The sequence below is a fragment of the Agromyces cucurbitae genome (assembly GCF_058349945.1).
Genome location: NZ_JBYRES010000004.1, coordinates 402,640 through 425,743, shown reverse-complemented (window position 1 = coordinate 425,743; position 23,104 = coordinate 402,640). Strand labels below are relative to the sequence as shown.

The window sequence follows — 23,104 nt, the reverse complement described above, 5'->3', positions numbered from 1 at the left end:
GGAATGCTCGAACCATGGTGAACCCCGATCGTCGACGCAACGACCGCACGCGCCGTCGCACGTCGAAGTCCGCGACCGCCGCGCCCCGCGCGCCGCGCCCCGCTCCTGCGGAGCCCCGGCTCGACGGACCCGTGCTCGAGCTCGACGTCGAGCGCATCGCCCACGGCGGCGTCGCCGTCGCGCGGCACGAGGGACGGGTCGTCTTCGTGGCCGACGCCATCCCCGGCGAGCGGGTGCGCGCGCGGGTCAGCGACAGCGGCAAGGCCAAGTTCTGGCGGGCCGAGACGATCGAGGTGCTCGACGCCTCGCCCGACCGGCGCGACCACCCGTGGGCCGAGGCCGGCGTCGACCGCGCCCCCGAGCACCGAGCCGGCGGCGCCGAGTTCGGCCACATCGCGATGACGCGCCAGCGGGCCCTGAAGTCCGAGGTCCTCGTGGACGCGCTCGCACGCTTCGGCGGCGTCGAGCGGGCGGTCGAGGTCGAAGCCGTCGACCCCGAGCTCGCGCCCGGCGCCGATACGGAGCTCGGCACCGGGTGGCGAACGCGGCTGCGGCTGCAGGTCGACGCCGACGGGCGGGTCGGTCCCTATGCGGCCCGCAGCCACCGGGTCGTCCCCGTCACCAGCGTGCCGCTCGCGGTGCCCGAGCTCGCGCCGCTCGCCCCGCTCGGCGAGCGGTTCGCGGGCGCTCGGGCCGTCGACCTCCTCGCGCCCTCGCTCGGCAACCCCTGGGTCGTCGTCGACGCGGGCGAGTCGCCGCGCGGCGGCCGGCGCCAGCGCATCGAGGAGCAGGTCGGCGACCGGGTCTTCCAGCTCGACCGCGACGGCTTCTGGCAGGTCCATCGCGGCTCGGCCGCGACCCTGACGGCCGCGGTGCAGCAGGCCGTCGACGCCGAGCTCTTCGACCCGCGCGCGGCCAATCACGATCTCTACGGCGGGGTCGGCCTGCTCGCGGCGGCGGTCGGCGATCGCTTCGGCGAGACCGTGCGCATCACCTCCGTCGAGTCCGACGCCCGCGCCACCGAGCACGCCGGCGCGAACCTCGCCGACTGGGTCGGCGCCCGCGCGCTCACCGCCCGGGTCGACCGCTACCTCGACGAGCTCGTCGCCACCGCGGGCCGCGCCGAGCGCGACCGGCTGCGCGCCGCGACGATCGTGCTCGACCCGCCCCGCTCGGGCGCCGGGCGGCAGGTCGTCGACCGCCTCGCCGAACTGCGCCCGCGCCAGCTCGTCTACGTCGCCTGCGACCCGGTCGCGCTCGCCCGAGACATCGGCCTGCTGCGCGAGCACGGCTACGTGCTCGACGAGGTGCGCGCGTTCGACCTCTTCCCGAACACCCACCACGTGGAGGCCGTCGCGCGGCTGAGGGCCGGCGAGTAGCCCGCCGCGTCGCCGCACGTCGAGGCGGGGGCGCCGCCGAGCGCTATCGTGGACTCCGAGCCCGTAACCGACGAGAAGGGGGACCTCGTGGCAGACGGCGCGCATCAGGCGACCGTGGCGATCGTCGACGACCACGAGGCCGTGCGGCTCGGCCTCCGCGCTGCGTGCGAGGCGGCGGGGTACGTCGTCGTGGCCGACACCGCCGACGTCGCGAGCCTCATCCCCGTCATCGACGGGCGCCCGTGCGACGTCGTCGTGCTCGACCTCTCGCTCGGCGACGGCACGACCGTGACCGAGAACGTGCGAGCGGTGCTGCGCACCGGCAGCGCGGTGCTCGTGCACTCGATCGCCGACCGGGTCGCCGCGGTGCGCGAGTCGCTCGCCGCGGGTGCCGCGGGCGTCATCCCGAAGGCCTCGCCGATGTCGGCGGTCATCGCCGCGATCGCGACCGTCGCCGGCGGCGGCGTGCTCAACAACGTCGAGTGGGCGAGCGCCATCGAAGCCGATCGCGACTTCGCGAAGGCGCAGCTCGGCCGCCGCGAGCGCGATGTGCTGCACCTCTACGCGTCGGGTCTCCCGCTCAAGGCCGTCGCCATACAGCTCGGCATCGCGCATTCGACGGCGCGCGAGTACCTCGACCGCATCCGCGCCAAGTACGTCGAGGTCGGTCGCCCCGCGCCCACGAAGGTCGACCTGCTGCGTCGGGCGGTCGAGGACGGCATCCTGCCCGGGCTCGATTCCGACGGCGGAGATGCCCGCGCCTGAATGGCGGGTGCCCCGCCTCGCGCGGCGCCGCGCCACCGTGACGAGGGCCCAGGTCGAGACGATCGTCGCGCGGGCCCTCGGGCTCTTCGGGCTCGTGTTCGGTGCGCAGACGGTGCCGCTCGCGCTCTCGCAGGCCGATGCGCTCGGCCGCGGGTCGGGGGCGGCGCTCATGGCGGGGCTGTACGGCGCGATCGCCGCGCTCGCCGTGGCGACCGTCGCGAAGCAGGCTGTTCGCGCGGCGTGCCTCGTCTTCGCGGGGCTCTACGCCGTCGCGCTCGTCGTGTGGCCCCTGCTCGTCACCGACCCGGCGGCACTCGACGGCGCGGCCCCGTGGCTGTACTACCTGTGCACGGTCGCGACGACGGCGGCGGTCGTGGCCCTGCCGCCCGTCTGGGCGGCCGCGTACACCTTCGTCGTCCCGGCGATCTACGGCGTCATCAGGATCACCCCGTCGGGTGGTGAGGCGCCGCCCCTGCTCGCGGTGCTCGACGCCGTGTACGCGATGGTGCTGGGCGTCGTCGTGCTCGCGATCGTCACGATGCTGCGCGAGGCCGCCGAGGCCGTCGACAACGCGCAGGAGGCGGCGCTCGAACGGTACGATCTCGCGGCGCGGCAGCACGCGACCGAGGCCGAGCGCGTCAAGGTCGACGCGCTCGTGCACGACTCCGTGCTCACCACGCTGCTGTCGGCCGCCGCGGCGACGACGCCCGGTGAGCAGCAGCTCGCGGCCAGGATGGCGCGCGACGCGCTGCACCGACTCGACGAGGCCGGCGCGACGGGTCCGCGTGCGCTCGACCGGGTCGGACTCGCCGTCCTCGTGCGCCGGCTCCGTGCCGCGCTCACGACGTTCACGACGCCGTTCACGGTGCGGGTCGTGAACGCGGCGGGCGTCGAGCTGCCGGTCGAGGCGATCGACGCCCTCTACACGGCCTCGGTGCAGGCGATGGTCAACAGCCTGCAGCATGCCGGCGAACCGGGGCGCCGCGTGCGCCGCGACATCCGGATCCGCGGGGTGCGGGCGGGCGGCTGCGTCATCGAGGTCTCCGACAACGGGGTCGGGTTCGACCTCGCCTCGGTGCCCGCGGTGCGCCTCGGACTCCGGGTCTCGATCGAGGAACGGATGTCGAACGTCGGCGGGAGCGCCGACATCGCCTCCCAGCCGGGCCATGGCACGACGGTGACGCTGGCGTGGCCGGCTGGTGCCGGGCAGGTGCCGCGCGCCGAGGCCGGCCGGCTCGGCGGCACGCCCGTCGACGGCGAGGAGGTCGACACGTGATCACCATTCCGCGCTGGCTGCTCCTCGTGCTCGGCGCCCTCTTCTCCGCCTACCACGTGGTGCTCGGCATCTACTCGATCGGGGTGCCCGCGTCGCCGTGGCCCGCCGCGGCGGCGCTCGTGCTGTACGCGGCCGCGACGATCATGAGCCTCTGGCCGGCCCGCCGGATCCGGATGCCCGACTGGCTCGCGGCCTTCGACCTCGCCGTCAGCCTCGTCGTCCCGGTGCTCGTCACCGGTCAGCTGAACCCCGCGGTCGACAACGGCTACGCGACCTGGTACGTGGCGGCGGTCGGAACGCTCATGACGATCGCCGCGGCCCGTCGCAGGCTCGTCACGGCCTGGCTGGGCGTCATCGCGCTCGCCGTGCAGACGGTCATCTGGGCGGGTCCGCTCGCGCTCGGATCGCTCGGCGTCATCGGCAGCATCGTCTGGGTCGCGATCGCGCACATGCTGACGAGCGCGCTCGCGAGCGCCGGTCGCGAGACCCGCCGCTACGCGCAGGCCGAGCGGGAGGCGGCGGCCTGGCAGGCAGCCCAGGACGCGCATCTCTTCGAGGGCCGCATGCGCCTCGCGCACACGAACCGAGTGGCGGCGCCCATGCTGCGCCGCATCGCCGACCTCGACGGCCGGCTGAGCGAGCAGCAGCGCGCGGAGTGCCGACTGCTCGAGGCCACGGTCCGCGACGAGATCCGGGGGCGGATGCTGCTCACCGACGCCGTCCGCGTCGAGGTGCACCGGGCCCGGCAGCGCGGCATCGACGTCACCCTGCTCGACGAGGGCGGCATCGACGACCTCGACGAGGCCGCCCGGGATCGGGTGCTCTCGCAGCTGGCCGAGGCGATCGCCGCGTCGAACGCCGACCGCATCATCGCCCGTACGGCGGCAGAGGGCTCGCCCACGGCCGTGACCGTCGTCGGCCTCGTCGAGGGCGGCGATGCGGGCGCGGTTCCGGGGGACACCGACGACCTCGACGTCGAGCTCTGGCTCGAGATTCCGCGCACCTGAGCCCACCGCGTCGGAGCGGCGGCGGAGTCGTGCCGCGCCGTCGGCCGGATGCGACGACCCCGGACCTGATCGGCGGGCGATGACCCCGGGCATGAAGGAGGGGGACCGATCCTCGATCGGTCCCCCTCAAGCCCGAGCCACGGCGACAACCCGAATATCGCCCTGGCTCGCCCCCAACAGGTCATCGGTTACCCGACCGATGACTGTGGCGGCTCCAGTGGAGCCTGCACATCAATACTCCACGATGTGCAACCCCGACACCAGTCAGCATTTCGGGGGACACCCCTGTCCCCCCTGTGCGGTGCGCCCCGGACCGCGCGGTCGCGCGGCCGTGCGGCACCGCATCGATGAGCGGCGGCCGCATCGGGGTACACGAGGGTCAGCGGAGCGACCGCACCCAGCGGCCGGGGCCGACCTCGACGGGCGTGCGGAACGCCCGGCTCGATCGAACCCACGGGTTGCGGCCGGGGTCGGCCTCGGCGGCCTGCGCGTCGCCGGCCGCCTCGGCGTCGACGGCGGCGAGGAGCACCGCGGTGACGGCGGCGGCCTCCTCGTCGGTCACGGGGGTGAGGATCCGGAGGTCCGCGGCGCGGGGGTCGGCACCCTGGTCGGCGGTCGTCCCGCCCGAGGCATCCATGTCGTTCATCGTCGCAGCCCTTACAGCGGGATGTTGCCGTGCTTCTTCGAGGGAAGGCTGGCCCGCTTCGTGCGGAGCGCGCGCAGCGCCTTCACGACCGCGACGCGCGTCGCGGCCGGCTCGATGACGCCGTCGAGCTCGCCGCGCTCGGCGGCGAGGAACGGCGAGGCGACGTTGTAGGTGTACTCGTTCGCGAGCTTCGTGCGGACGGCCGCGACGTCTTCGCCCGCCTCTTCCGCCCGCTTGATCTCACCCCGGTAGAGGATGTTGACGGCGCCCTGGCCGCCCATGACCGCGATCTCGGCGGTGGGCCAGGCGAGGTTGATGTCGGCGCCGAGCTGCTTCGAGCCCATGACGATGTAGGCGCCGCCGTAGGCCTTGCGCGTGATGACCGTGACGAGCGGCACGGTCGCCTCGGCGTACGCGTAGAGCAGCTTCGCGCCGCGGCGGATGACGCCCGTCCACTCCTGGTCGGTGCCGGGCAGGTAGCCGGGCACGTCGACGAGCGTGAGGATCGGGATCGAGAACGCGTCGCAGAAGCGCACGAAGCGCGACGCCTTCTCGCCCGCGGCGATGTTCAGGGTGCCCGCCATCTGCGAGGGCTGGTTCGCGATGATGCCGACCGTGCGGCCCTCCACGCGGGCGAAGCCGACCACGATGTTGGGCGCGTACAGCGGCTGCACCTCGAGGAAGTCGCCGTGGTCGACGATGCCCTCGATGACGGTGTGCATGTCGTACGGCTGGTTCGGCGAGTCGGGGATGATCGTGTTGAGCCGCTTGTCGTCGTCGGTGATCTCGAGCTCGACCTCGGAGTCGTACACCGGCGCGTCGGTCATGTTGTTGTCGGGCAGGAACGAGACGAGCGTGCGGGCGTAGTCGAGCGCGTCGGACTCGTCGCTCGCGAGGTAGTGCGCGACGCCCGAGACGGTGTTGTGGGTCAGCGCGCCGCCGAGCTCCTCCATGCCGACGTCCTCGCCGGTCACGGTCTTGATGACGTCGGGGCCGGTGACGAACATCTGGCTCGTCTTGTCGACCATGATCACGAAGTCGGTGAGGGCGGGGGAGTAGACCGCGCCGCCCGCGGCGGGGCCGCAGATGATCGAGATCTGCGGGATGACGCCGGAGGCCTGCGTGTTGCGGCGGAAGATCTCGCCGTACTTGCCGAGCGCGACGACGCCCTCCTGGATGCGCGCGCCGCCCGAGTCGAGGATGCCGATGATCGGCACGCCGACCTTGATGGCGTGCTCCATGATCTTGATGATCTTCTCGCCCGCGACCTCGCCGAGCGAGCCGCCGAAGATCGTGAAGTCCTGCGAGTACACGGCGACCTGGCGGCCGTGGATCGTGCCCGTGCCGATGACGACCGAGTCGCCGTAGGGGCGCTTGGCGTCCATGCCGAAGGCGTGGGTGCGGTGGCGCACGAACTCGTCGAACTCGACGAACGAGCCCGGGTCGAGGAGCTCGGCGATGCGCTCGCGCGCGGTCATCTTGCCCTTGGCGTGCTGCTTCTCGATCGCGGCCTCGCCCGACGCGGTCACCGCTTCGTGATAGCGCAGCTTGAGGTCGGCGAGCTTGCCGGCGGTCGTGGAGAGGTCGGGGCCGTCAGTCGATTCGGTCACGTCGTTCACTCTACCGGCGAGCATCCGGCCGACTTCGTTGACGGTTTCCTACAAATCCGTGCGCGAGTTGCCCGACTTCGTACAAAGCCCGGCGGTCGATCGATCGTGGCCGGTGCCGGGCGGCCCGACGCGCCGGGAGCGGCCCGCCCGCGCGTGGCTAGGGTGAGTGTCATGGACTGGGAGCGATCGCGCGCGGCCGTGCCGCGCTTCGAGTTCCTCGCCTCGGCGGGGTCGACGAACGACGAGCTGCGCACGGCGGCCACGGGCGAGGATGCCGCGGGCTGGCCGCACGGCTCGGTCATCGTGACCGACGACCAGACGAAGGGCCGCGGCCGGCTCGGCCGCACCTGGCTCGCGCCGACCGGCAAGACGCTCGCGATCTCGCTGCTGCTGCGTCCCGAGCTGCCGGGGGGTGCGGCGTTCCCGCCCGACGCCTACGGGTGGATCCCGCTCATCGCCGGCGCCGCGATGACCGAGGCGGTGCGGGGCGCGGTCGACGCCGCGGCGGCGGTCGCCGCATCGCGCGACCCCGAGCACGACGCCGACGACCGCTCGGGCGGGGTGTCGGTCGAGCTCAAGTGGCCCAACGACGTGCTCGTGTCGGACTACAAGATCTGCGGCATCCTCTCGGAGCTCGTGCCCGCGACCGACGACCGGCCGCCCGCCGTCATCGTCGGCGCCGGCCTCAACCTGACGCTCGACGAGCACGACCTGCCGACCCTCACGTCGACGTCCCTCCTGCTCGCCACCGGCGTTCGCCCCGACGGCGACGCCGTGCTCGCCGACTACCTGGGGCGGTTCCTCGCGATGTTCGACGACTTCTGCCGGGCGGGCGCCGACGCCGCGGCGGCCGGTGTCGACCGGCGGGTCGCCGACCTCTGCGGCACGATCGGCGCCGAGGTGCGCGTCGAGCTCCCGGGCGACCGCGAGCTGCTCGGGCGGGCCGAGCGGCTCGACGCCGACGGCCGCCTCGTGGTGATCGACCGCGAGAACGGCGAGCCGTGGTCTGTCGCCGCCGGCGACGTGACCCACCTGCGCTATTAATGGGCGTATGACGAGAGCCGCCGCGCCGGTGACGGCTGCGCCGACCGCTCCGACCGAGCAGGTCGTCGCGCGGCTGCGTCGTCATGCACGGGTCCTCATCCTGCCGGTGCTCGTCCTCCTCGTGGTCGCCGCAGGGACGGGCTACGCCGTCGGACTCGTCGACGAGTCGTGGCAGCTGATCGCGGTCGGCGCGGGCGCGCTGCTCCTCGTCGTGCTCGGCTGCGTGCTGCCGTACCTCGCGTGGCTCACCGGCCGCACGACGATCACCACCCGGCGCATCATCATGCGCCGCGGCGTCTTCGTGCGGGTGCGCCACGAGGTCGCGCACGCCCGGGTGCGCGAGGTCACGGTGCGCAAGACGCCGGGCCAGAGCATGTTCGGGTCGGGCGACGTGCGCATCGACGTCGGGCAGGACGAACCGGTCGTGCTCGGCGACCTGCCGAAGCCGCAACTCGTGCAGTCGGCGCTCCACGAGCTCATGGAGGCCGCGCACCGGGGGCCGCTCGGCGCGGCGCCGGCGTCGCCCGTGCCGCTCGACGGCGACACCGTGGCGTGGGGCGGCCGCTGAGCGCGTAAAGTTGTCGGTCGGTTCTCGCGCGCCCCCGAGCGCGAGACGATCGATGAAGGGTTCCCATTGGCCGACGAATGCATCCACGGTTTCGACGACGGGCTCTGCGCCATCTGCTTCCCGCCGAAGCAGGCAGAACCCGTGGTCACGGCGCCCGTGCGCGGCTCGACGCGTGAGCACGCGCGCACCGCGACGCACTCGACGCGCACCGCCACGGCGGACGCGGCGCGACCCGCCCGGCCGGCATCGCCGGCACGCTCGCTCACCACGCCGCCGGTCGACGTCGGCACGATGCGCATCTACCACGTCACCCACATCGACAACCTCGCGCGGATCCTCGGCTCGGGTGCCATCGTGCCCGACGCGGCCGGCGCGAACCCCGTGGTCGACCTCGCGGCGCCCGCGGTCCGCGAGTTCCGTCGGAGTGCACCCGTGGCCGGCACCGACGCGGTGCTCGCCGACTACGTGCCGTTCCTGCTCACGCCCGACGCCCTCGTGTGGGACGCCGTGCGCACGGGCACGCCCGATCCCCGGCTGAACGCGGAGGCGGTCGAGCGGTCGGCCGCCGACCACGTCATGCTCGTCGGATCCGTCGCCGCCGCCCGCGGGGCGCTGACGGCACCCGGCACGATCGCGGCGAGCGCGACGGATGCCTCGCTGCCGGGCGCGGACGTCGTGGTCGAGTGGGGCGACGTCGAGCGGCTGCTGCGCCGCCTCGCCCACGACGACGAGACCGCACGTCTCGCGACCGCCGAGCTGCTCGTGCGTGGCGAGGTGCCGCTCGAGCGCATCGCGCTCATCGCCGTCGCCAACGAGAAGGTGCGCGACCGCGTGCGGGCGGCGCTCGCCGCGGTGGGCGTGCGCGCCCGCGTCGCGGTCTACCCGCCCTGGTTCCTGCCGACGGCCGTCGACGAGGGCTGAGCGGCCGCGGCCGGGCGCGCCGACTCCTCCTCGGGGCCGGGCGGCACCGCGTCGCGCGGCGCCGGCCCCGAGGCATCGGGCTCTTCGAAGAGGGCGCGCTGCGCCTCCTCGACCCGGTCGACCTGCGAGAGCCCGTCGGACCGGTGGTGCCCGTACACCCAGTAGCGGTAGAGCACGAAGCGGAACGCGGTGCCGAGCCCCAGGCCGACGACGTTCGACGAGATGTTGTCGGCGACGAGGTTCGTGAGCCCGAGCGCGTGGTGGCTGATCCAGAGGCACGCGAGCGAGATGGCCATGCCGCCGAGCGAGACCACCACGTACTCCGCGAACTCGCGCAGGTAGTTGCGGCGCCGGTGCCTGCGGAAGGTCCAGTACCGGTTGCCGAGCCAGTTGAACACGATCGCGACGCTCGTCGAGATCGTCTTCGCGCCGATCGCCGACTGCGCCCAGCCGTCGGCGCCGAACATGCCGAGGCGCAGCGCGTTGAAGAGCGCGACGTCGATGACCAGGCCGATGAGGCCGACGACGCCGAACTTCAGCGCGTAGGCGATGAGCCCGTGCCAGGCGCGGGCGGCGAGGCCCTTCGGGCGATCGGGAGCGACGGTGGTCACCGGCACATCCTATTCCCCGAGCCCTAGACTGAACTGGGCGTCGACCGGGCGCTCGAGACGATGAGAACAGGGGTGCACGGAGTGCGGGTCGGAGTGATCGGCGGCGGACAGCTGGCCCGGATGATGATTCCCGCGGCGATCGAGCTCGGCGTCGAGCTGCGCGTGCTCGCCGAGCAGGAGGGCATGTCGGCCGAGATCGCCGCCGACCGGGTCGGCGACTACACCGACACGGCGACCGTGCTCGAGTTCGCCCGCGAGGTCGACGTCGTCACGTTCGACCACGAGCACGTGCCGCAGGACGTGCTGCGTGCGATGGTCGACGCCGGCATCCCGGTGCACCCCGGCCCCGACGCGCTGCGATTCGCGCAGGACAAGCTGCTCATGCGCGAGCGCCTCTCGGAGCTCGGCCTGCCCGTGCCCGACTGGGCGCGCATCGAGACGGTCGACGAACTCGACGCGTTCATCGCCGCGCACGGCGGCGCCGCCGTCGTGAAGACGCCGCGCGGCGGCTACGACGGCAAGGGCGTGAAGGTCGTGCGCAGCGCGGGCGAGGTCGCCGAGTGGTTCTCGACCATCGTCGAGGACGGGCGGCAGGGCGCGCTCCTCGTCGAGGAGCTCGTCGACTTCCGCCGCGAGCTCGCGCAGCTCGTCGCCCGGCGCCCGAGCGGTGAGATCGCCGCGTGGCCCGTCGTCGAGACCGTGCAGGTCGGCGGGGTCTGCAGCGAGGTCATCGCCCCCGCGCCGCGCTCGGCGGGCCGGCTCGCCGACGTCGCGGCCGACGTCGCCGTCACGATCGCCGAGGGCCTCGGCGTCACGGGCGTGCTCGCGGTCGAACTCTTCGAGACCACCGACGACCGGATCCTGGTGAACGAACTCGCGATGCGGCCCCACAACAGCGGGCACTGGTCGATGGACGGGGCGACGACCGGGCAGTTCGAGCAGCACCTCCGCGCCGTGCTCGACCTGCCGCTCGGCGCCACCGGCAGCCGCGACGACTGGTCGGTCATGGTCAACGTGCTCGGCGGCCCCGCCGAGGGTGCCCTGACCGACCGCTACGCCGAGGCCCTCGCGGGACACCCCACGGTGAAGGTGCACAACTACGGCAAGGCGCCGCGGCCGGGTCGCAAGATCGGCCACGTCACGGCGACCGGCGACGACCTCGACGCCGTCGTCTACGAGGCGCGGGCGGCGGCGGCGTTCTTCCAGGGCTGACGGGTGACCCGCGGCGGGGCGTTGCGGTGATCTCCCAGCGCCCGGCCGTACACTCGATCAAGTGACTGAGACGAACAGCAGCCCGCTCGTCGGCGTCGTGATGGGGTCGGACTCCGACTGGAGCGTCATGCGCGACGCCTCGGCGGTCCTCGACGAATTCGGCATCGCCCACGAGGTCGAGGTCGTCTCGGCGCACCGTACGCCCGAGAAGATGATCGCCTACGGCAAGCAGGCCGCCTCGCGCGGCCTCCGGGTCATCATCGCCGGCGCGGGCGGCGCCGCGCACCTGCCCGGCATGCTCGCCTCGGTGACGACGCTGCCCGTCATCGGCGTTCCGGTGCCCCTCGCGAAGCTCGACGGGCTCGACTCGCTGCTCTCGATCGTGCAGATGCCCGGCGGCATCCCCGTCGCGACCATGGCCATCGGCGGCGCGAAGAACGCCGGCCTCTACGCGGTGCGCGTGCTCGGGGCATCCGACCCCGCCCTGCAGGCCGCCCTCGACACCTACGCGCGCGATCTCGCGGCCCTCGTCGAGGAGAAGAACGAACGGCTGAAGCAGTCTCGATGAGCGTCGCAGCAAGCCCCATCCGGTACCCGGATGTCGCCTCGCGCACCGTGATGACCCGCCGCGGGTGGTGGCTCGTCGTGCTCAACTTCCTCATCCCCGGCGCGCCGCAGGTGCTCGCGGGCAACCGGCGCCTCGGGCGCTTCGGGCTCGGCGCGACGATGGTGTTCTGGGCGCTCGCGATCCTCGCGCTGCTCGGCTGGTTCCTCTGGCGGCCCGCGCTGTTCACGATGTTCACCACGACGTGGACCCTGTGGCTCATCGCCCTCGTGCTCGCCTTCTACGCCGTGCTGTGGGTCGTGCTCACGCTCGACACCCTGCGGCTCGTCCGCATCGTGAAGACGGCGCCGTCGGCGCGCGGCTGGATCGCCGGGCTCACGACGATCGTCATGATCGTGCTCTCGGGCGGCGCGGCGTACGGCGCGTACCTCTCGGTGACGACGAGCGGACTGATCTCGTCGATGTTCGTGGCCGGCCCGAGCCTGCCCCCCGACGAGAACGGGCGCTACAACATCCTGCTGCTCGGCGGCGACTCGGGCCCCGACCGCGAGGGCATGCGCCCCGACAGCATGTCGATCGTCTCGATCGACGCCGAGACCGGCGAGGCCGTGACGATCGGCCTGCCGCGCGATCTCGAGTACTTCCCCTTCCCCGAGGGCTCGCCGCTCGCCGAGGTCTACCCAGAGGGCTACGGCGCCATCGACGGCTGCGAGGTCGACGTCTGCCAGCTCAACTCGATCTACACCGAGGTCGAACTGAAGAGTCCCGAGATGTACCCGAACGCGGTCGCCCAGGGGTCGGAGCCCGGCATCGAGGGCATGCGCGACGCGGCCGAGGGCATCACGGGCCTCGACATCCAGTACTACGCGCTCATCGACATGCAGGGCTTCGAGGCGCTCATCAACGCGCTCGGCGGGGTCGACATCAACGTCGAGACCCGCATCCCGATCGGCGGCGACGAGGACAACAACGGCGTCGACGGCTGGATCGAGCCCGGACAGCAGCACCTCAACGGCTACCACGCGCTCTGGTACGGCCGCGCGCGCTACGGCGTCGCCGGCGGCGACTACGAGCGGATGGCGCGTCAGCGCGTGCTGCAGGAGGCGATCCTGCGCCAGTTCACGCCGACGAACGTGCTCGCGAAGTTCCAGGAGGTCGCGGCGGCCGGCGCCGACACCGTCAAGACCGACGTGCCGCAGTCGAGCCTCGGCTACTTCGTGAACCTCGGCATGAAGACCAAGGAGCTGCCCATGGGGCACGTCGAGCTGACGCCCGAGAACGGCATCGACCCGACCGACCCCGACTACGAGTACATCCGCCAGCTCGTGCACGACGCGGTCGTGCCGCCCGCGACGGACGAGCCGGCCGAGTAGCCGGTGCGGGTGCGGGGCGGATGCCGCGGGGCTCGGCGGCTCAGATCTCGGCGTGCAGCGCCCAGACGCGCTCAGCCGAGTCGCGCCAGCTGAAGGCGTGCGCACGGTCGGTGCCCGCGATCGAGAGTCGTTCGGCGAGCTCGGCATCGCCGACCACGTCGGCGATCGCGACGGCGAGCCGCTCGGCGTACCCGACTCTGCCGTCGCCCACCTCGACCTGGCGACCCGCCTCGGCGGACACCTCGACGTAGGCCGGGGTGTCGGAATGGATGACGGGGACCCCGAGGTGGAATGCCTCGATGAGCGACGTGGCGGAGCCCTCGTCGTGGCTCGGCGCGACGTAGGCGGTCGCACCCGAGAGCACGGTCGCGAGGTCGGCGGGATCGGCGAGCTCGAGCGCGCGCACGCGGCCGGGAGCGACGCCCGCCTCCTCGGCGACCGTCGCGAGATGCAGCTCGCCCCAGTTCTCGGGGCCGAGCACCACGAGGGGGAGGTCGGGGGCACCCTTCGTGCCGAGCGCCTGGAGCACGTCGACGACGCCGCTGCGCGGATCGAGCGAACCGGTGGTGACGAGGTAGTCGCCGGGGAGCGCGAACCGGGCGGCGCGGTCGGCCGCATCGCGCGGCATCTTGAGCCCGAGCCGGGGCGCCGTGCCGATGACCCGCACCCGATCGCCGAAGTCGGCGACCATCGTGAGCCGTTCGGCCAACGCGTGCGTCGGCACGACGACGGCGTCGGCGTGCTTGCGGGCTCGCTTCAGCATGCCCTTGTGCCACGCGACGCTCGTCGACGTGAGCGACTCGGGGTGCGTCCACGCGAGAAGGTCGTGCACCGTCACGACCGTCTGGTCGCCCGTGCTGCGGTCGTGTCGACGCAGCGGCGCGAAGAGCCCGGGCGCGTGCACCATGCCGCCGCCGGGCGAGGTCGTGAGGCCGAACTGCCAGGCGGCCGCGAGCTCTCGACGTGCGAGGCTCGTCTTGTAGAGGCCCGCGAGACCGGGGAACCGGTCGGTGAGCCGGTCGTAGTCGGTGGGGAGGGACGACGAGACGATGCCCTCGACCTCGCAGCCGGGCGGCGCCGACGCGATGAGCGACTCGGTGAGCGCCTCGGTGTAGCGGCCGAGTGCACCGGGCACCGGCGCGACCACTTGGTCGACGATCATCCGAAGCGTCGTGGGCATGCCCCTCCTTCGAGCGTCACGGGCGACCATCCAATCTAGCGCGAGCCTTCCCGAGAATCCGGCGAGAGCCGCGCCCTGTGGAAAGTCGTCGCCCGGGGACAGGGCAAGATAGGGGGAGCGAACCCGAACCGTGGGGAGCGATCCCCCCCCAGATCAGCGAGAGTCGATGAGCCCGTCACCTGTGCCACCGCGCGTCGTCGCCGTCGTCGTCGCCTACAACCGGGCGGAGCTCCTCGCGGAGGTGCTCGCCGCGCTCGCGGCCCAGGAGCTGCCCCTCGCGAAGGTGGTCGTGGTCGACAACGCCTCGACCGACGGCTCGGCCGACGTCGCACGCGCGGCCGGCGACCTGGTCGACCTCGTCTCGCTGCCGCGCAACACGGGCGGCGCGGGCGGCTTCGCCGCGGGCATGGCCGTCGCGCTCGCCGACCACGAGCCCGACTGGCTGTGGCTCATGGACGACGACACCGTGCCGACCGGGTCGTCCCTCGCCGAGCTCGTCGGCGCGGTCGACGGCACCGACCTCGTCGTCGCGGGTTCGCGCGTCGTCTGGCACGACGGCACCGAGCATCCGATGAACACGCCGCGGGAGAAGCCGTTCGTCGACCGCGACGAGCGCATCGCCGCGGCGCGCCGCGGCGGCATCCCGATTCGCAGCACCTCGTTCGTCTCGATGCTCGTGCGCGCCGACGTCGTCCGCGAGATCGGGCTGCCGATCGCCGACTACTTCATCTGGAACGACGACTTCGAGTACTCCACCCGGGCGCTGCGCGGCCGGCGCGGCGTGCACGTGCCCGCCTCGGTCGTCGTGCACAAGACGAAGGTGCTCGGTTCGACCGACGCCGACCCCGGTCCGCGGTTCTACTACGAGGTGCGCAACAAGCTCTGGATGTTCCGCCGATCGGCGAGCCTGTCGGCGGGCGAGAAGCTCGTGTACGGCGCCTCGAGCGTGCGCCGGTGGATCCGAACGTTCGCGCGCTCCGCCGATCGCGCCGTGCTCCGCGACGGCTGGAGGCGCGGCTACCGCGACGGCACCCGCACGCGACCCCGGCCGAACGCGATGGCGCTCGACGGGCTCGGCCGCGCGAGCGACGCCGTGCGCCTGGTGGAACCGACGTGAGCGCGCCGTTCTCCCTGCTCATGCCCGTCTACCGCGGCGACGACGCCGCGCACTTCGCGAAGGCCTTCACCTCGACCGTCGGCGAGCAGACCACCCGGCCGGCGCAGGTCGTGCTCGTGCAGGACGGCCCCGTCGGCGACGAGCTCGCCGCGGCGATCGACCGCGTCGTCGACGAGAGCCCGGTGCCGGTCACGCGCCACGTCATCGACGAGAACGTCGGGCTCGCCCGTGCGCTCGATCTCGGGCTGGGCCTCTGCGAGCACGAGATCGTCGCACGCATGGACGCCGACGACATCTCGCTGCCCGAGCGGTTCGCGAGGCAGCTGCCCGTCGTCGAGGGCGGCGCCGACCTCGTCGGCACCGGCATGTTCGAGTTCCTCGACGACGGCGGGGCGATCGTCGCCCGGCGCACCCCGCGAACGGGCCACGACGAGATCTCGCGCTACGCCAGGTTCCACGACCCGTTCAGCCACCCGACCGTCATGTACCGCCGCAGCGCCGTCGAGCGCGCGGGCGGCTACCAGCCGCTCGGCCTCATGGAGGACTACTGGCTGTTCGCGAGGATGATCCACGCCGGCGCGTCGGTCGAGAACCTCGCCGACCCGCTCGTCATGTACCGCGTCGGCGCCGGCGCGTACGCCCGCCGCGGCGGGCGCGCGCAGTGGCGCAGCGAGCTCGAGCTGCAGCGGGCGCTCCGCCGAATCCGGTTCACGAGCCGCTGGGAGTACGTGCGCAACGTGACCGTGCGGGGCGTGTACCGGTTCGTGCCCGAGCGGGTTCGCAAGGTCGCGTACCGGCGGCTCATCGCGGGCGGCGGCACGGCAGCCTGAGCGTCGGTCGAGAACGCCCGGCCGAGCCGCGTCTAGGATATCCGGGGACCCGACGGACGAGGTCCGGAGGAGTCGCTGTGAGTGTCATGGTCACCGGGGGCGCCGGCTACATCGGCGCCCACATCGTTCGGCTGCTGCAGGAGCGCGGCGAACGGGTCGTCGTGGTCGACGACCTCTCGTCGGGGCGCGCCGACCGCATCGGCGACGCCGTGCTCGAGCCGATCGACCTGTCGGCGCCCGACGCGGTCGGCACCCTCGTCGCCGCGGCGCGGCGCAACGACGTCGACGCCGTGATCCACCTCGCCGCCAAGAAGAAGGTGCCCGAGTCCGTCGAGCAGCCCGTGCGGTACTACCGCGAGAACCTCGGCGGGACCGCCAACCTGCTCGAGGCGATGGGCGAGGCCGGCGTGCACCGACTCGTCTTCTCATCGACCGCCGCCGTGTACGGAGAGCAGTCGGCGGCGCTCGTCACCGAGCAGGCCGAGCCCCGCCCGATCAACCCATACGGCGAGTCGAAGCTCGTCGCCGAGTGGCTCATCGGCGACGTCGCCCGTGCGACGCCCCTGCGCGCCGTGAGCCTGCGCTACTTCAACGTCGCGGGTGCCGGATGGCGCGACCTCGGCGACGGCGCCGTCGCCAACCTGCTCACGATCGTGCTCGACCGCATCGACCGGGGGCTGCCGCCCCAGATCTACGGCACCGGCTTCGACACGCCCGACGGGTCGGGCGTACGCGACTACGTGCACGTGCTCGATCTCGCGCAGGCGCACCTCGCAGCGCTCGACCACCTGCACGAGGCCTCCGCGCCGCACTCGGTCTACAACGTCGGACGGGGCGTCGGCACCTCGGTGATCGAGATGCTCGACGCCGTCTCGAGCGCGCTCGGCAGGCCCGTGCCCGCCGACGTCGTCGCCGCTCGGCCGGGCGACCCCGCGCACGTCGTCGCCGACGTCACGCGCATCGCCGACGAGCTCGGCTGGCGCGCCGGCCTGGGGCTCGACGAGATCGTCTCGTCGGCGATCGGCGCTCGGGTCGGTGCCGCGTGAACGCCGGCTGGATCGACCTCGTCCCCGCCCTCGTCGCAGCCGCCGCCTGGATCGTGCTGCCGGGCGTCGCGATGGCCTACGCGATCGGCGCTCGCGGACTCGTCGCCTGGGGCGTCGGCCCGGCGGCGTCGATCGCCGCGATCGCGAGCCTCGCCGTCGTGCTGCAGCGCGTCGGGCTGCCGTGGAACCCCTGGGTCGTGGCGATCGGGCTCGCCCTCATCGCCGTCGTGGTGGGTGTGCTCACGCGCCTGTTCCGGCGTGCCCCGAGCGCGCCCACCCGTGACCACGGCGCGCGGCACGTAGTGATCGCGTGGGCGATCGCAGGCGTCGCCTGCGCCGGGGTGTTCGCCTGGTCCCTCGGCCACCCGGCGGCGATCTCGCAGACCTTCGACAACGGCTTCCACATGAACGCCGTGCGGCACATCCTCGATACGGCCGACGCCTCGACGCTGACGCTGGCGAGCGTCGTCGACAGCACCGGGGTCTACCCGGCGGCATGGCACGACGTGGTCTCGCTCGTGGTGGCCACGACCGGCACCTCCATCCCCGTGGGCCTCAACGCGACCAACCTCGTGGTGCTCGCGCTCGTCTGGCCGGGGGCGGTGCTGCTGCTCTCGCGCACCGTGTTCGGCGGAAGCACGGCGGCGACCTACAGCGCCGCGATCATCGGCTCGCTGCTGCCGTGGTTCCCGATGCTCATGCTGACGTTCGGCGTGCTGTATCCGTTCTTCCTCGCGCTCGCGCTCATGCCCGTCGCGATCGCCCTGCAGCTCTCGCTGCTGGGCACCGGCAGCGCGCTCGGGCTCAGCCGCCCGCGTCGCATCGTGCTGCTGCTCGTCGTCTGGCTTGCGATCGCCCTCGCGCAGCCGGCCATCGTGTTCGCGGCCGTCGCCGTCACGCTTCCCGCCGCGATCGGCGTCGTCGTGCGCCGGGTGTTCCGCTCGCCCGGGACGCCGCTGCGCCGTCGCGCGATCCTCGGCATCGTCGCCCTGGTCGCGCTCGCCGCGTTCGTCGCGGGCTGGATCGTCGTCGGCCGGATGGGCCAGTACGCGCCGTGGGAGCCCATCGTCGGCCCGCGGGCGGGCGCGATGCAGGTCGCACTGCTGTTCCGGTACGCGGCGCCGCCGTCGATCGGCGTCGCACTGCTCGCGGCGGTCGGCCTCGTGTTCGCGCTCGTCCGCCGGCGCCGTCTGCCGCTCGTGGGCATGTGGGCGGTGGGCGCCGTGCTCTACTACGTGGCCGACGCGATCGCGCAGCCGGCGGTGCGTACGATGCTCCTCGGGCTGTTCTACAAGGACCCGCCCCGGCTCGCCGCGCTGTTCGCGGTCACCTGCATCCCGCTCGCGACCTACGGCGCGGTAACGCTCTGGCGACTCGTCGCGCGCCGGGTGCGCGCACCGCAGGCGCGGGCACTCATCGCCGTGGCGGCGCTCGCGGTGCTCGTCGCGGCCCAGGTGCCGGCGATGCACACGGCCCGGAACTCGGCGGCGAGCGCCTTCCGCATGACCGAGGACGCGCCCATCATCACGAACTCCGAGCGGCGCCTCATCGAAAGACTGCCCGAGGAGACCGGGCTGGAGGGCGTGCTCGTCGGCAATCCGTGGACCGGGACGAACCTCGCCTACGCGCTCGCCGACCAGCGGGTGCTCAACCCGCACTTCAACTCGCCGAAGTCGCCCGAGCAGATCCTCATCAACACCGAGCTCCGCAACGCGGCGAGCGACCCCGAGGTGTGCGCCGCGGTCCGCGACCTCGACGTGCGCTGGGCCCTCGACTTCGGCGACTTCATCCGCAACGACGAGAAGAAGCTCACCGTCGACAGCCGCGTCGGCATGGAGGGACTGCTGGACCTCGACGAGGCGGCGGGCTTCGAGGAGGTCGACCGCGAAGGCGACCTCGTGCTCTACCGCATCACGGCCTGCGACTGAGAGCCCCGACGCGCGCGTCGGGCTCCGGGTGCGGTCGCGCGCGCCTGCGGATCAGCGCGTGCCGGATGATCGCGGCGTGCGAGCCCGGCGGTCACCGGGTGCGGATGCCGCGCCCGGTGGTCACTCGGTGCGCGTCGCGCCCTCCGGGCCGGGCGCAGGCCGCTCCGCGGCGGGCTGCTCCGCGACCGGGAGTTCGGCGGCCGGGAGTTCGGCGGCCGTCTGGTCTTCGGCCGCCGCCCGCGACAGCGTGATCTCGCGCGCGAGCTGCGTGATGCGGCGGTTGGTGGCCACGTTGCGCCGGTAGCTCGTCGCCACGGTGATGAGGAACGCGAGCACGAGCGCGTAGAGGAGCAGGTCGGCGCCGCGCCCGACGCCGATCGTGTTCGCGAGCCAGCTGAGCCACTGCGGGAACAGGATCGAGACGACCGCGACGAGCACGAACAGTCCCATGAAGAGTCGCCGAAGCGCGAGGTGGCGGTCGCCGCCGGTGGGGCGGGCGAGGAACAGGCCGACGGCGATGACGCCGATCACGAGCAGGATCTGGATGATCATGGGTCAGCGCACCAGGAGGTCGACGAGGATGTTGACGGAGTTGAGCACGGACTGGCCCTTCGCCTTCGAGTAGTCGGTGTAGAGGAGCTCGACCGGGTACTCGCGCCACGGCAGGCCGGTTCGGCCGAGCTTCAGCACGATCTCGGTGGCGTGCGCCATGCGGTCCTGCTCGAGCGTGATCTGCGAGGCGGCATCGGCTCGGATGACGCGGAGGCCGTTGTGGGCGTCGGTGAGGCGCAGCCCCGTGGTCATGTTGGTGACCCACACAGCCGTCTTGAGGATCACGCGCTTGATGATGCCGGGGTTCGTGCGGTTGTCGAGGAAGCGCGAGCCGAACACGATCGCGACGTCGTCGCGCTCGGCGAGGTCGAGCATCTCGAGCACGTCGTCGACGCGGTGCTGCCCGTCGGCGTCGAACGTGACGATGTAGCGGGTCTCGGGCAGCGTCAGGGCGTACGAGATGCCCGTCTGCAGCGCGGCGCCCTGGCCGAGGTTGAACGGGTGGTGCAGCACGCGGGCCCCCGCTGCGCGAGCCGCCTCGGCGGAGCCGTCGCTCGAGCCGTCGTCGATGCAGACGATGTGGTCGAAGTGCTCGCGGAGCCCGGCGATGACGCCACCGATGACCGGTGCCTCGTTGTAGAGGGGGATGACGATCGTCGTATCGGGGGCGTGGCGTCGGGGGCTCTCGGTGGGCTGGGCCGAGGAAGAGTCCATCAGGCCATTGTGTCAGAAGGCGTTACGCTTGATCTTCGGTCCCGGCAGTCGAACGGAATGAGGAGCCCGTGGAGAGAACCCCCGACGTGCGGGTGGTCGATTCGGCCGATGTCGCCGAGAACGCGGTCATCGGCTCGGGCAGCTCGATCTGGCACCTCGCGCAGGTTCGCGAGGACGCCGTGCTCGGCGAGAACTGCGTGATCGGCCGCGGTGCCTACATCGGCACGGGCGTGCGCCTCGGCGACAACTGCAAGGTGCAGAACTACGCACTCGTGTACGAGCCGGCCGAACTGGCCGACGGGGTCTTCATCGGGCCGGCCGTCGTGCTGACCAACGACACCTACCCGCGGGCGATCAACCCCGACGGCACGCAGAAGAGCGCGCACGACTGGGAGGCCGTGGGGGTCACGATCGGGCGGGGCGCCGCGATCGGCGCCCGCGCGGTGTGCGTGGCGCCGGTGACGATCGGCGCGTGGGCGACCGTCGCCGCCGGCGCGGTGGTGACCAAGGACGTCCCCGCGCACGCGCTCATGGCGGGCGTCCCCGCCAAGCAGATCGGGTGGGTCGGCCGGTCGGGCCGCCGGCTCGAGGCGACCGCAGACGGATTCACGTGCCCCGCCACCGGGGAACGGTATCGACTCATCGACGGCGAGCTCAGAGGAGAATCAGACGCATGACCGACGCTTTCATCCCCCCGGCGAAGCCCATCATCGGCGACGAGGAGCGGGAGGCGGTCGATCGGGTGCTCCGCTCGGGCATGGTCGCCCAGGGCCCCGAGGTCAGCGCCTTCGAGACGGAGTTCGCCGAGGTCATCGCCGGCGGCCGCGTGAGCGTGGCCGTCAACTCGGGCACCTCCGGTCTCCACCTCGGCCTGCTCGCCGCCGGCATCGGCCCCGGCGACGAGGTGATCGTGCCCTCGTTCACGTTCGCCGCGACCGCGAACTCGGTCGCCCTCACGGGTGCCACGCCGGTCTTCGCCGACATCGAGCCCGACCAGTTCACGCTGAGCGCAGCGGCCGTCGAGGCGGCCATCACCCCGCGCACGGCCGCGGTCATGCCCGTGCACCTCTACGGGCACCCCGCCGCCATGCAGGCGATCGGTGCGGTCGCCGAGAAGCACGGCATCGCCGTCTTCGAGGACGCCGCGCAGGCGCACGCCGCAGAGCTCGACGGGCGCCGGGTCGGCACCTTCGGCAGCTTCGCGATGTTCAGCCTCTACCCGACGAAGAACATGACGAGCGGCGAGGGCGGCATGGTGTCGTGCGCGACGCCCGAGATCGAGCGCATGGTGCGACTGCTGCGCAACCAGGGCATGGAGCGCCAGTACGCGAACGAGGTGATCGGCTTCAACGCACGCATGACCGACATCCACGCGGCGATCGGCCGCGTGCAGCTGACGAAGATCGACGGCTGGACCGAGCGCCGGCGTGCGAACGCCGCGTTCCTCGACCGCGAGCTCCGCGGCGTGACCGTGCCGCCCGTCGCGCCCGGCGCGAAGCACGTGTACCACCAGTACACGGTGCGCGTCACCGACGACCGAGATGGATTCGTCACGGCGCTGCGCGAGGAGCACAACGTCGGATCGGGCGTGTACTACCCGATCCCGAACCACCGCCTCGCGTCGCTCGAGCACTTCGCGCCCGGGCTCGACCTCCCCGAGACCGAGCGTGCGGCCGCAGAGGTCGTCTCGCTGCCCGTGCATCCCTCGCTCGAGCAGGCCGACCTCGATCGCATCGTCGCCGCCGTGAACGCGGTCGCCGGGGCGGGCGCCTGATGGCCGCGCTGCGGGCCGGCCTCCTCGGCGTCGGCATGATGGGGCGCCACCACGCCCGCGTGCTGCGCGAGGTCGACGGCGTCGAGCTCGTCGCGATCGCCGACCCGGGCGGCGACCCGCACGGCGTGGCCGGCGAACTGCCGATCCTGCCCGACATCGAGTCGCTCATCGACGCCGGCATCGACATCGCCGTCGTCGCGGTGCCGACGCAGTTCCACGAGGATGCCGCGCTGAAGCTCGCCGCCGCGGGCGTGCACACGCTCGTCGAGAAGCCCATCGCGCACTCGGTCGAGGCCGGGCACCGCATGATGACGGCGTTCGCCGATGCCGGGCTCGTCGGCGCGGTCGGCCACATCGAGCGGTTCAACCCCGCGCTCCAGGAGCTGCGCCGCCGGATCGCGCAGGGCGACGCCGGCGAGGTCTACCAGATCGCCACGCGCCGGCAGGGCCCGTTCCCCGCCCGGATCGCCGACGTCGGCGTCGCGAAAGACCTGGCATCGCACGACATCGACCTGACCGCGTGGGTGACGCAGAGCGACTACGTGTCGGTCTCGGCGCAGACGACGTATCGCAGCGGGCGCGAGCACGAGGACATGATCGCCGCGACGGGCCGGCTCGCGAACGGCGTAATCACGAACCACCTGGTCAACTGGCTCAGCCCCATGAAGGAGCGCCTCACGATCGTCACGGGCGAGAAGGGAGCCTTCGTGGCCGACACGGCGACGGGCGACCTGACCTTCCACGCGAACGGCACGATCCCGCTCGAGTGGGAGTCGATCTCCGCGTTCCGCGGAGTCTCCGAGGGTGACGTCACCCGCTTCGCGTTCGCCAAGCGCGAGCCGCTCCGCGTCGAGCACGAGGCGTTCCGCGACGCCGTGCTCGGCCGGCCGAGCGACGTCGTCACGATGGAGCAGGGCCTGCGCACCCTCATGGTCGTCGAGGCGGCGCTCGAGTCCGCCCGCACGGCGGAGACCGTCACCGTCTGA

23 protein-coding genes are annotated in these 23,104 nt (G+C 72.7%); 17 read left to right on the top strand and 6 right to left on the bottom strand.

Annotated elements, in window-relative coordinates; all coding sequences use genetic code 11:
* The first annotated feature begins 14 nt into the window (after positions 1 to 14).
* From AC3RJ6_RS16500 to AC3RJ6_RS16485, 4 genes are all read left to right on the top strand, one after another.
* Positions 15 to 1,379, top strand: coding sequence for a class I SAM-dependent RNA methyltransferase (locus AC3RJ6_RS16500; protein ID WP_491428192.1), 1,365 nt, complete (start codon positions 15 to 17; stop codon positions 1,377 to 1,379).
* A gap of 87 nt (positions 1,380 to 1,466) precedes the next feature.
* Positions 1,467 to 2,144 carry a response regulator transcription factor gene (locus AC3RJ6_RS16495; protein WP_491428191.1) on the top strand — a complete coding sequence of 226 codons (678 nt, stop codon included), beginning with the start codon at positions 1,467 to 1,469 and terminating at the stop codon, positions 2,142 to 2,144.
* Positions 2,131 to 3,420, top strand: a complete 1,290-nt coding sequence (locus AC3RJ6_RS16490; protein WP_491428190.1) for a sensor histidine kinase — start codon at positions 2,131 to 2,133, stop codon at positions 3,418 to 3,420. The genes AC3RJ6_RS16495 and AC3RJ6_RS16490 overlap by 14 nt, the downstream gene beginning before the upstream one ends.
* Positions 3,417 to 4,427 carry a DUF8320 family protein gene (locus AC3RJ6_RS16485; protein ID WP_491428189.1) on the top strand — a complete coding sequence of 337 codons (1,011 nt, stop codon included), beginning with the start codon at positions 3,417 to 3,419 and terminating at the stop codon, positions 4,425 to 4,427. The genes AC3RJ6_RS16490 and AC3RJ6_RS16485 overlap by 4 nt, the downstream gene beginning before the upstream one ends.
* A 379-nt stretch (positions 4,428 to 4,806) precedes the next feature.
* Here the strand turns inward: AC3RJ6_RS16485 and AC3RJ6_RS16480 are convergent, their stop codons facing one another.
* Positions 4,807 to 5,073, bottom strand: coding sequence for an acyl-CoA carboxylase epsilon subunit (locus AC3RJ6_RS16480; RefSeq protein ID WP_491428188.1), 267 nt, complete (start codon positions 5,071 to 5,073; stop codon positions 4,807 to 4,809).
* Positions 5,074 to 5,084: 11 nt separating this feature from the next.
* Positions 5,085 to 6,707 (bottom strand): acyl-CoA carboxylase subunit beta, encoded by a 1,623-nt coding sequence (locus AC3RJ6_RS16475; RefSeq protein WP_491428187.1) that lies wholly within the window; start codon positions 6,705 to 6,707, stop codon positions 5,085 to 5,087.
* Positions 6,708 to 6,854: 147 nt separating this feature from the next.
* Here AC3RJ6_RS16475 and AC3RJ6_RS16470 point away from each other — a divergent pair, with 147 nt between their 5' ends.
* The 3 genes from AC3RJ6_RS16470 to AC3RJ6_RS16460 all read left to right on the top strand — a co-directional run bounded on the left by AC3RJ6_RS16470 (position 6,855) and on the right by AC3RJ6_RS16460 (position 9,216).
* Positions 6,855 to 7,727 (top strand): biotin--[acetyl-CoA-carboxylase] ligase, encoded by an 873-nt coding sequence (locus tag AC3RJ6_RS16470; RefSeq protein ID WP_491428186.1) that lies wholly within the window; start codon positions 6,855 to 6,857, stop codon positions 7,725 to 7,727.
* Positions 7,728 to 7,734: 7 nt separating this feature from the next.
* Entirely contained in the window at positions 7,735 to 8,295 is a 561-nt protein-coding gene (locus tag AC3RJ6_RS16465; RefSeq protein WP_491428185.1) for a PH domain-containing protein, read from the top strand.
* A gap of 66 nt (positions 8,296 to 8,361) precedes the next feature.
* Positions 8,362 to 9,216: a DarT ssDNA thymidine ADP-ribosyltransferase family protein gene (locus AC3RJ6_RS16460; protein ID WP_491428184.1), complete on the top strand. Its 855-nt coding sequence runs from the start codon at positions 8,362 to 8,364 to the stop codon at positions 9,214 to 9,216.
* Here AC3RJ6_RS16460 and AC3RJ6_RS16455 read toward each other — a convergent pair.
* Positions 9,174 to 9,827, bottom strand: coding sequence for a GtrA family protein (locus AC3RJ6_RS16455; protein ID WP_491428183.1), 654 nt, complete (start codon positions 9,825 to 9,827; stop codon positions 9,174 to 9,176). The two genes, AC3RJ6_RS16460 and AC3RJ6_RS16455, sit on opposite strands and share 43 nt — an antisense overlap.
* 60 nt (positions 9,828 to 9,887) lie before the next feature.
* Between AC3RJ6_RS16455 and AC3RJ6_RS16450 the strand changes: the two genes are divergently transcribed.
* The 3 genes from AC3RJ6_RS16450 to AC3RJ6_RS16440 all read left to right on the top strand — a co-directional run bounded on the left by AC3RJ6_RS16450 (position 9,888) and on the right by AC3RJ6_RS16440 (position 12,977).
* On the top strand, positions 9,888 to 11,039 hold the full coding sequence (locus AC3RJ6_RS16450; protein ID WP_491428182.1) for a 5-(carboxyamino)imidazole ribonucleotide synthase: 1,152 nt from the start codon (positions 9,888 to 9,890) through the stop codon (positions 11,037 to 11,039).
* Between the two features lie 100 nt (positions 11,040 to 11,139).
* Positions 11,140 to 11,607, top strand: coding sequence for a 5-(carboxyamino)imidazole ribonucleotide mutase (gene purE, locus AC3RJ6_RS16445; RefSeq protein ID WP_491428350.1), 468 nt, complete (start codon positions 11,140 to 11,142; stop codon positions 11,605 to 11,607).
* Positions 11,604 to 12,977, top strand: coding sequence for an LCP family protein (locus AC3RJ6_RS16440; protein WP_491428181.1), 1,374 nt, complete (start codon positions 11,604 to 11,606; stop codon positions 12,975 to 12,977). The genes purE and AC3RJ6_RS16440 overlap by 4 nt, the downstream gene beginning before the upstream one ends.
* Positions 12,978 to 13,017: 40 nt before the next feature.
* On the opposite strand, the gene AC3RJ6_RS16435 is transcribed toward AC3RJ6_RS16440, so the two are convergent.
* Positions 13,018 to 14,157 carry a glycosyltransferase gene (locus AC3RJ6_RS16435; RefSeq protein WP_491428180.1) on the bottom strand — a complete coding sequence of 380 codons (1,140 nt, stop codon included), beginning with the start codon at positions 14,155 to 14,157 and terminating at the stop codon, positions 13,018 to 13,020.
* A gap of 166 nt (positions 14,158 to 14,323) precedes the next feature.
* On the opposite strand from AC3RJ6_RS16435, the gene AC3RJ6_RS16430 reads away from it, so the two are divergent.
* The 4 genes from AC3RJ6_RS16430 (at position 14,324) to AC3RJ6_RS16415 (ending at position 19,078) form a co-directional block, all read left to right on the top strand.
* Positions 14,324 to 15,274, top strand: a complete 951-nt coding sequence (locus AC3RJ6_RS16430) for a glycosyltransferase (RefSeq protein WP_491428179.1) — start codon at positions 14,324 to 14,326, stop codon at positions 15,272 to 15,274.
* The gene (locus AC3RJ6_RS16425; protein ID WP_491428178.1) at positions 15,271 to 16,104 is read left to right on the top strand and encodes a glycosyltransferase; all 834 of its coding nucleotides are present in this window, start codon (positions 15,271 to 15,273) and stop codon (positions 16,102 to 16,104) included. Before AC3RJ6_RS16430 ends, AC3RJ6_RS16425 begins: the two co-directional genes overlap by 4 nt.
* A gap of 86 nt (positions 16,105 to 16,190) precedes the next feature.
* Entirely contained in the window at positions 16,191 to 17,150 is a 960-nt protein-coding gene (gene galE, locus AC3RJ6_RS16420) for a UDP-glucose 4-epimerase GalE (RefSeq protein WP_491428349.1), read from the top strand.
* The gene (locus AC3RJ6_RS16415) at positions 17,147 to 19,078 is read left to right on the top strand and encodes a DUF6541 family protein (RefSeq protein WP_491428177.1); all 1,932 of its coding nucleotides are present in this window, start codon (positions 17,147 to 17,149) and stop codon (positions 19,076 to 19,078) included. The genes galE and AC3RJ6_RS16415 overlap by 4 nt, the downstream gene beginning before the upstream one ends.
* A gap of 120 nt (positions 19,079 to 19,198) precedes the next feature.
* On the opposite strand, the gene AC3RJ6_RS16410 is transcribed toward AC3RJ6_RS16415, so the two are convergent.
* Complete coding sequence (locus AC3RJ6_RS16410; protein WP_491428176.1) at positions 19,199 to 19,630, bottom strand: DUF2304 domain-containing protein; 432 nt, start codon at positions 19,628 to 19,630, stop codon at positions 19,199 to 19,201.
* A gap of 3 nt (positions 19,631 to 19,633) precedes the next feature.
* Positions 19,634 to 20,344, bottom strand: coding sequence for a glycosyltransferase family 2 protein (locus tag AC3RJ6_RS16405; RefSeq protein WP_491428175.1), 711 nt, complete (start codon positions 20,342 to 20,344; stop codon positions 19,634 to 19,636).
* A gap of 68 nt (positions 20,345 to 20,412) precedes the next feature.
* On the opposite strand from AC3RJ6_RS16405, the gene AC3RJ6_RS16400 reads away from it, so the two are divergent.
* The 3 genes from AC3RJ6_RS16400 to AC3RJ6_RS16390 are packed head-to-tail and all read left to right on the top strand — an operon-like array spanning position 20,413 to position 23,104.
* Entirely contained in the window at positions 20,413 to 21,021 is a 609-nt protein-coding gene (locus AC3RJ6_RS16400) for an acyltransferase (protein ID WP_491428174.1), read from the top strand.
* Positions 21,018 to 22,118, top strand: coding sequence for a DegT/DnrJ/EryC1/StrS family aminotransferase (locus AC3RJ6_RS16395; RefSeq protein WP_491428173.1), 1,101 nt, complete (start codon positions 21,018 to 21,020; stop codon positions 22,116 to 22,118). Before AC3RJ6_RS16400 ends, AC3RJ6_RS16395 begins: the two co-directional genes overlap by 4 nt.
* Complete coding sequence (locus tag AC3RJ6_RS16390) at positions 22,118 to 23,104, top strand: Gfo/Idh/MocA family oxidoreductase (RefSeq protein WP_491428172.1); 987 nt, start codon at positions 22,118 to 22,120, stop codon at positions 23,102 to 23,104. The genes AC3RJ6_RS16395 and AC3RJ6_RS16390 overlap by 1 nt, the downstream gene beginning before the upstream one ends.

What these genes read in the sequence shown, in the direction of transcription:
- AC3RJ6_RS16480 (WP_491428188.1), bottom strand. Translation starts at nt 5,073, where the DNA reads ATGAACGACATGGATGCCTCGGGCGGGACGACCGCCGACCAGGGTGCC.
- AC3RJ6_RS16475 (WP_491428187.1), bottom strand. Translation starts at nt 6,707, where the DNA reads ATGCTCGCCGGTAGAGTGAACGACGTGACCGAATCGACTGACGGCCCC.
- AC3RJ6_RS16490 (WP_491428190.1), top strand. Translation starts at nt 2,131, where the DNA reads ATGCCCGCGCCTGAATGGCGGGTGCCCCGCCTCGCGCGGCGCCGCGCC.
- AC3RJ6_RS16390 (WP_491428172.1), top strand. Translation starts at nt 22,118, where the DNA reads ATGGCCGCGCTGCGGGCCGGCCTCCTCGGCGTCGGCATGATGGGGCGC.
- AC3RJ6_RS16470 (WP_491428186.1), top strand. Translation starts at nt 6,855, where the DNA reads ATGGACTGGGAGCGATCGCGCGCGGCCGTGCCGCGCTTCGAGTTCCTC.
- AC3RJ6_RS16440 (WP_491428181.1), top strand. Translation starts at nt 11,604, where the DNA reads ATGAGCGTCGCAGCAAGCCCCATCCGGTACCCGGATGTCGCCTCGCGC.
- AC3RJ6_RS16465 (WP_491428185.1), top strand. Translation starts at nt 7,735, where the DNA reads ATGACGAGAGCCGCCGCGCCGGTGACGGCTGCGCCGACCGCTCCGACC.
- AC3RJ6_RS16500 (WP_491428192.1), top strand. Translation starts at nt 15, where the DNA reads ATGGTGAACCCCGATCGTCGACGCAACGACCGCACGCGCCGTCGCACG.
- AC3RJ6_RS16430 (WP_491428179.1), top strand. Translation starts at nt 14,324, where the DNA reads ATGAGCCCGTCACCTGTGCCACCGCGCGTCGTCGCCGTCGTCGTCGCC.
- AC3RJ6_RS16395 (WP_491428173.1), top strand. Translation starts at nt 21,018, where the DNA reads ATGACCGACGCTTTCATCCCCCCGGCGAAGCCCATCATCGGCGACGAG.
- AC3RJ6_RS16435 (WP_491428180.1), bottom strand. Translation starts at nt 14,157, where the DNA reads ATGCCCACGACGCTTCGGATGATCGTCGACCAAGTGGTCGCGCCGGTG.
- galE (WP_491428349.1), top strand. Translation starts at nt 16,191, where the DNA reads ATGGTCACCGGGGGCGCCGGCTACATCGGCGCCCACATCGTTCGGCTG.
- AC3RJ6_RS16410 (WP_491428176.1), bottom strand. Translation starts at nt 19,630, where the DNA reads ATGATCATCCAGATCCTGCTCGTGATCGGCGTCATCGCCGTCGGCCTG.
- purE (WP_491428350.1), top strand. Translation starts at nt 11,140, where the DNA reads ATGGGGTCGGACTCCGACTGGAGCGTCATGCGCGACGCCTCGGCGGTC.
- AC3RJ6_RS16405 (WP_491428175.1), bottom strand. Translation starts at nt 20,344, where the DNA reads ATGGACTCTTCCTCGGCCCAGCCCACCGAGAGCCCCCGACGCCACGCC.
- AC3RJ6_RS16450 (WP_491428182.1), top strand. Translation starts at nt 9,888, where the DNA reads ATGAGAACAGGGGTGCACGGAGTGCGGGTCGGAGTGATCGGCGGCGGA.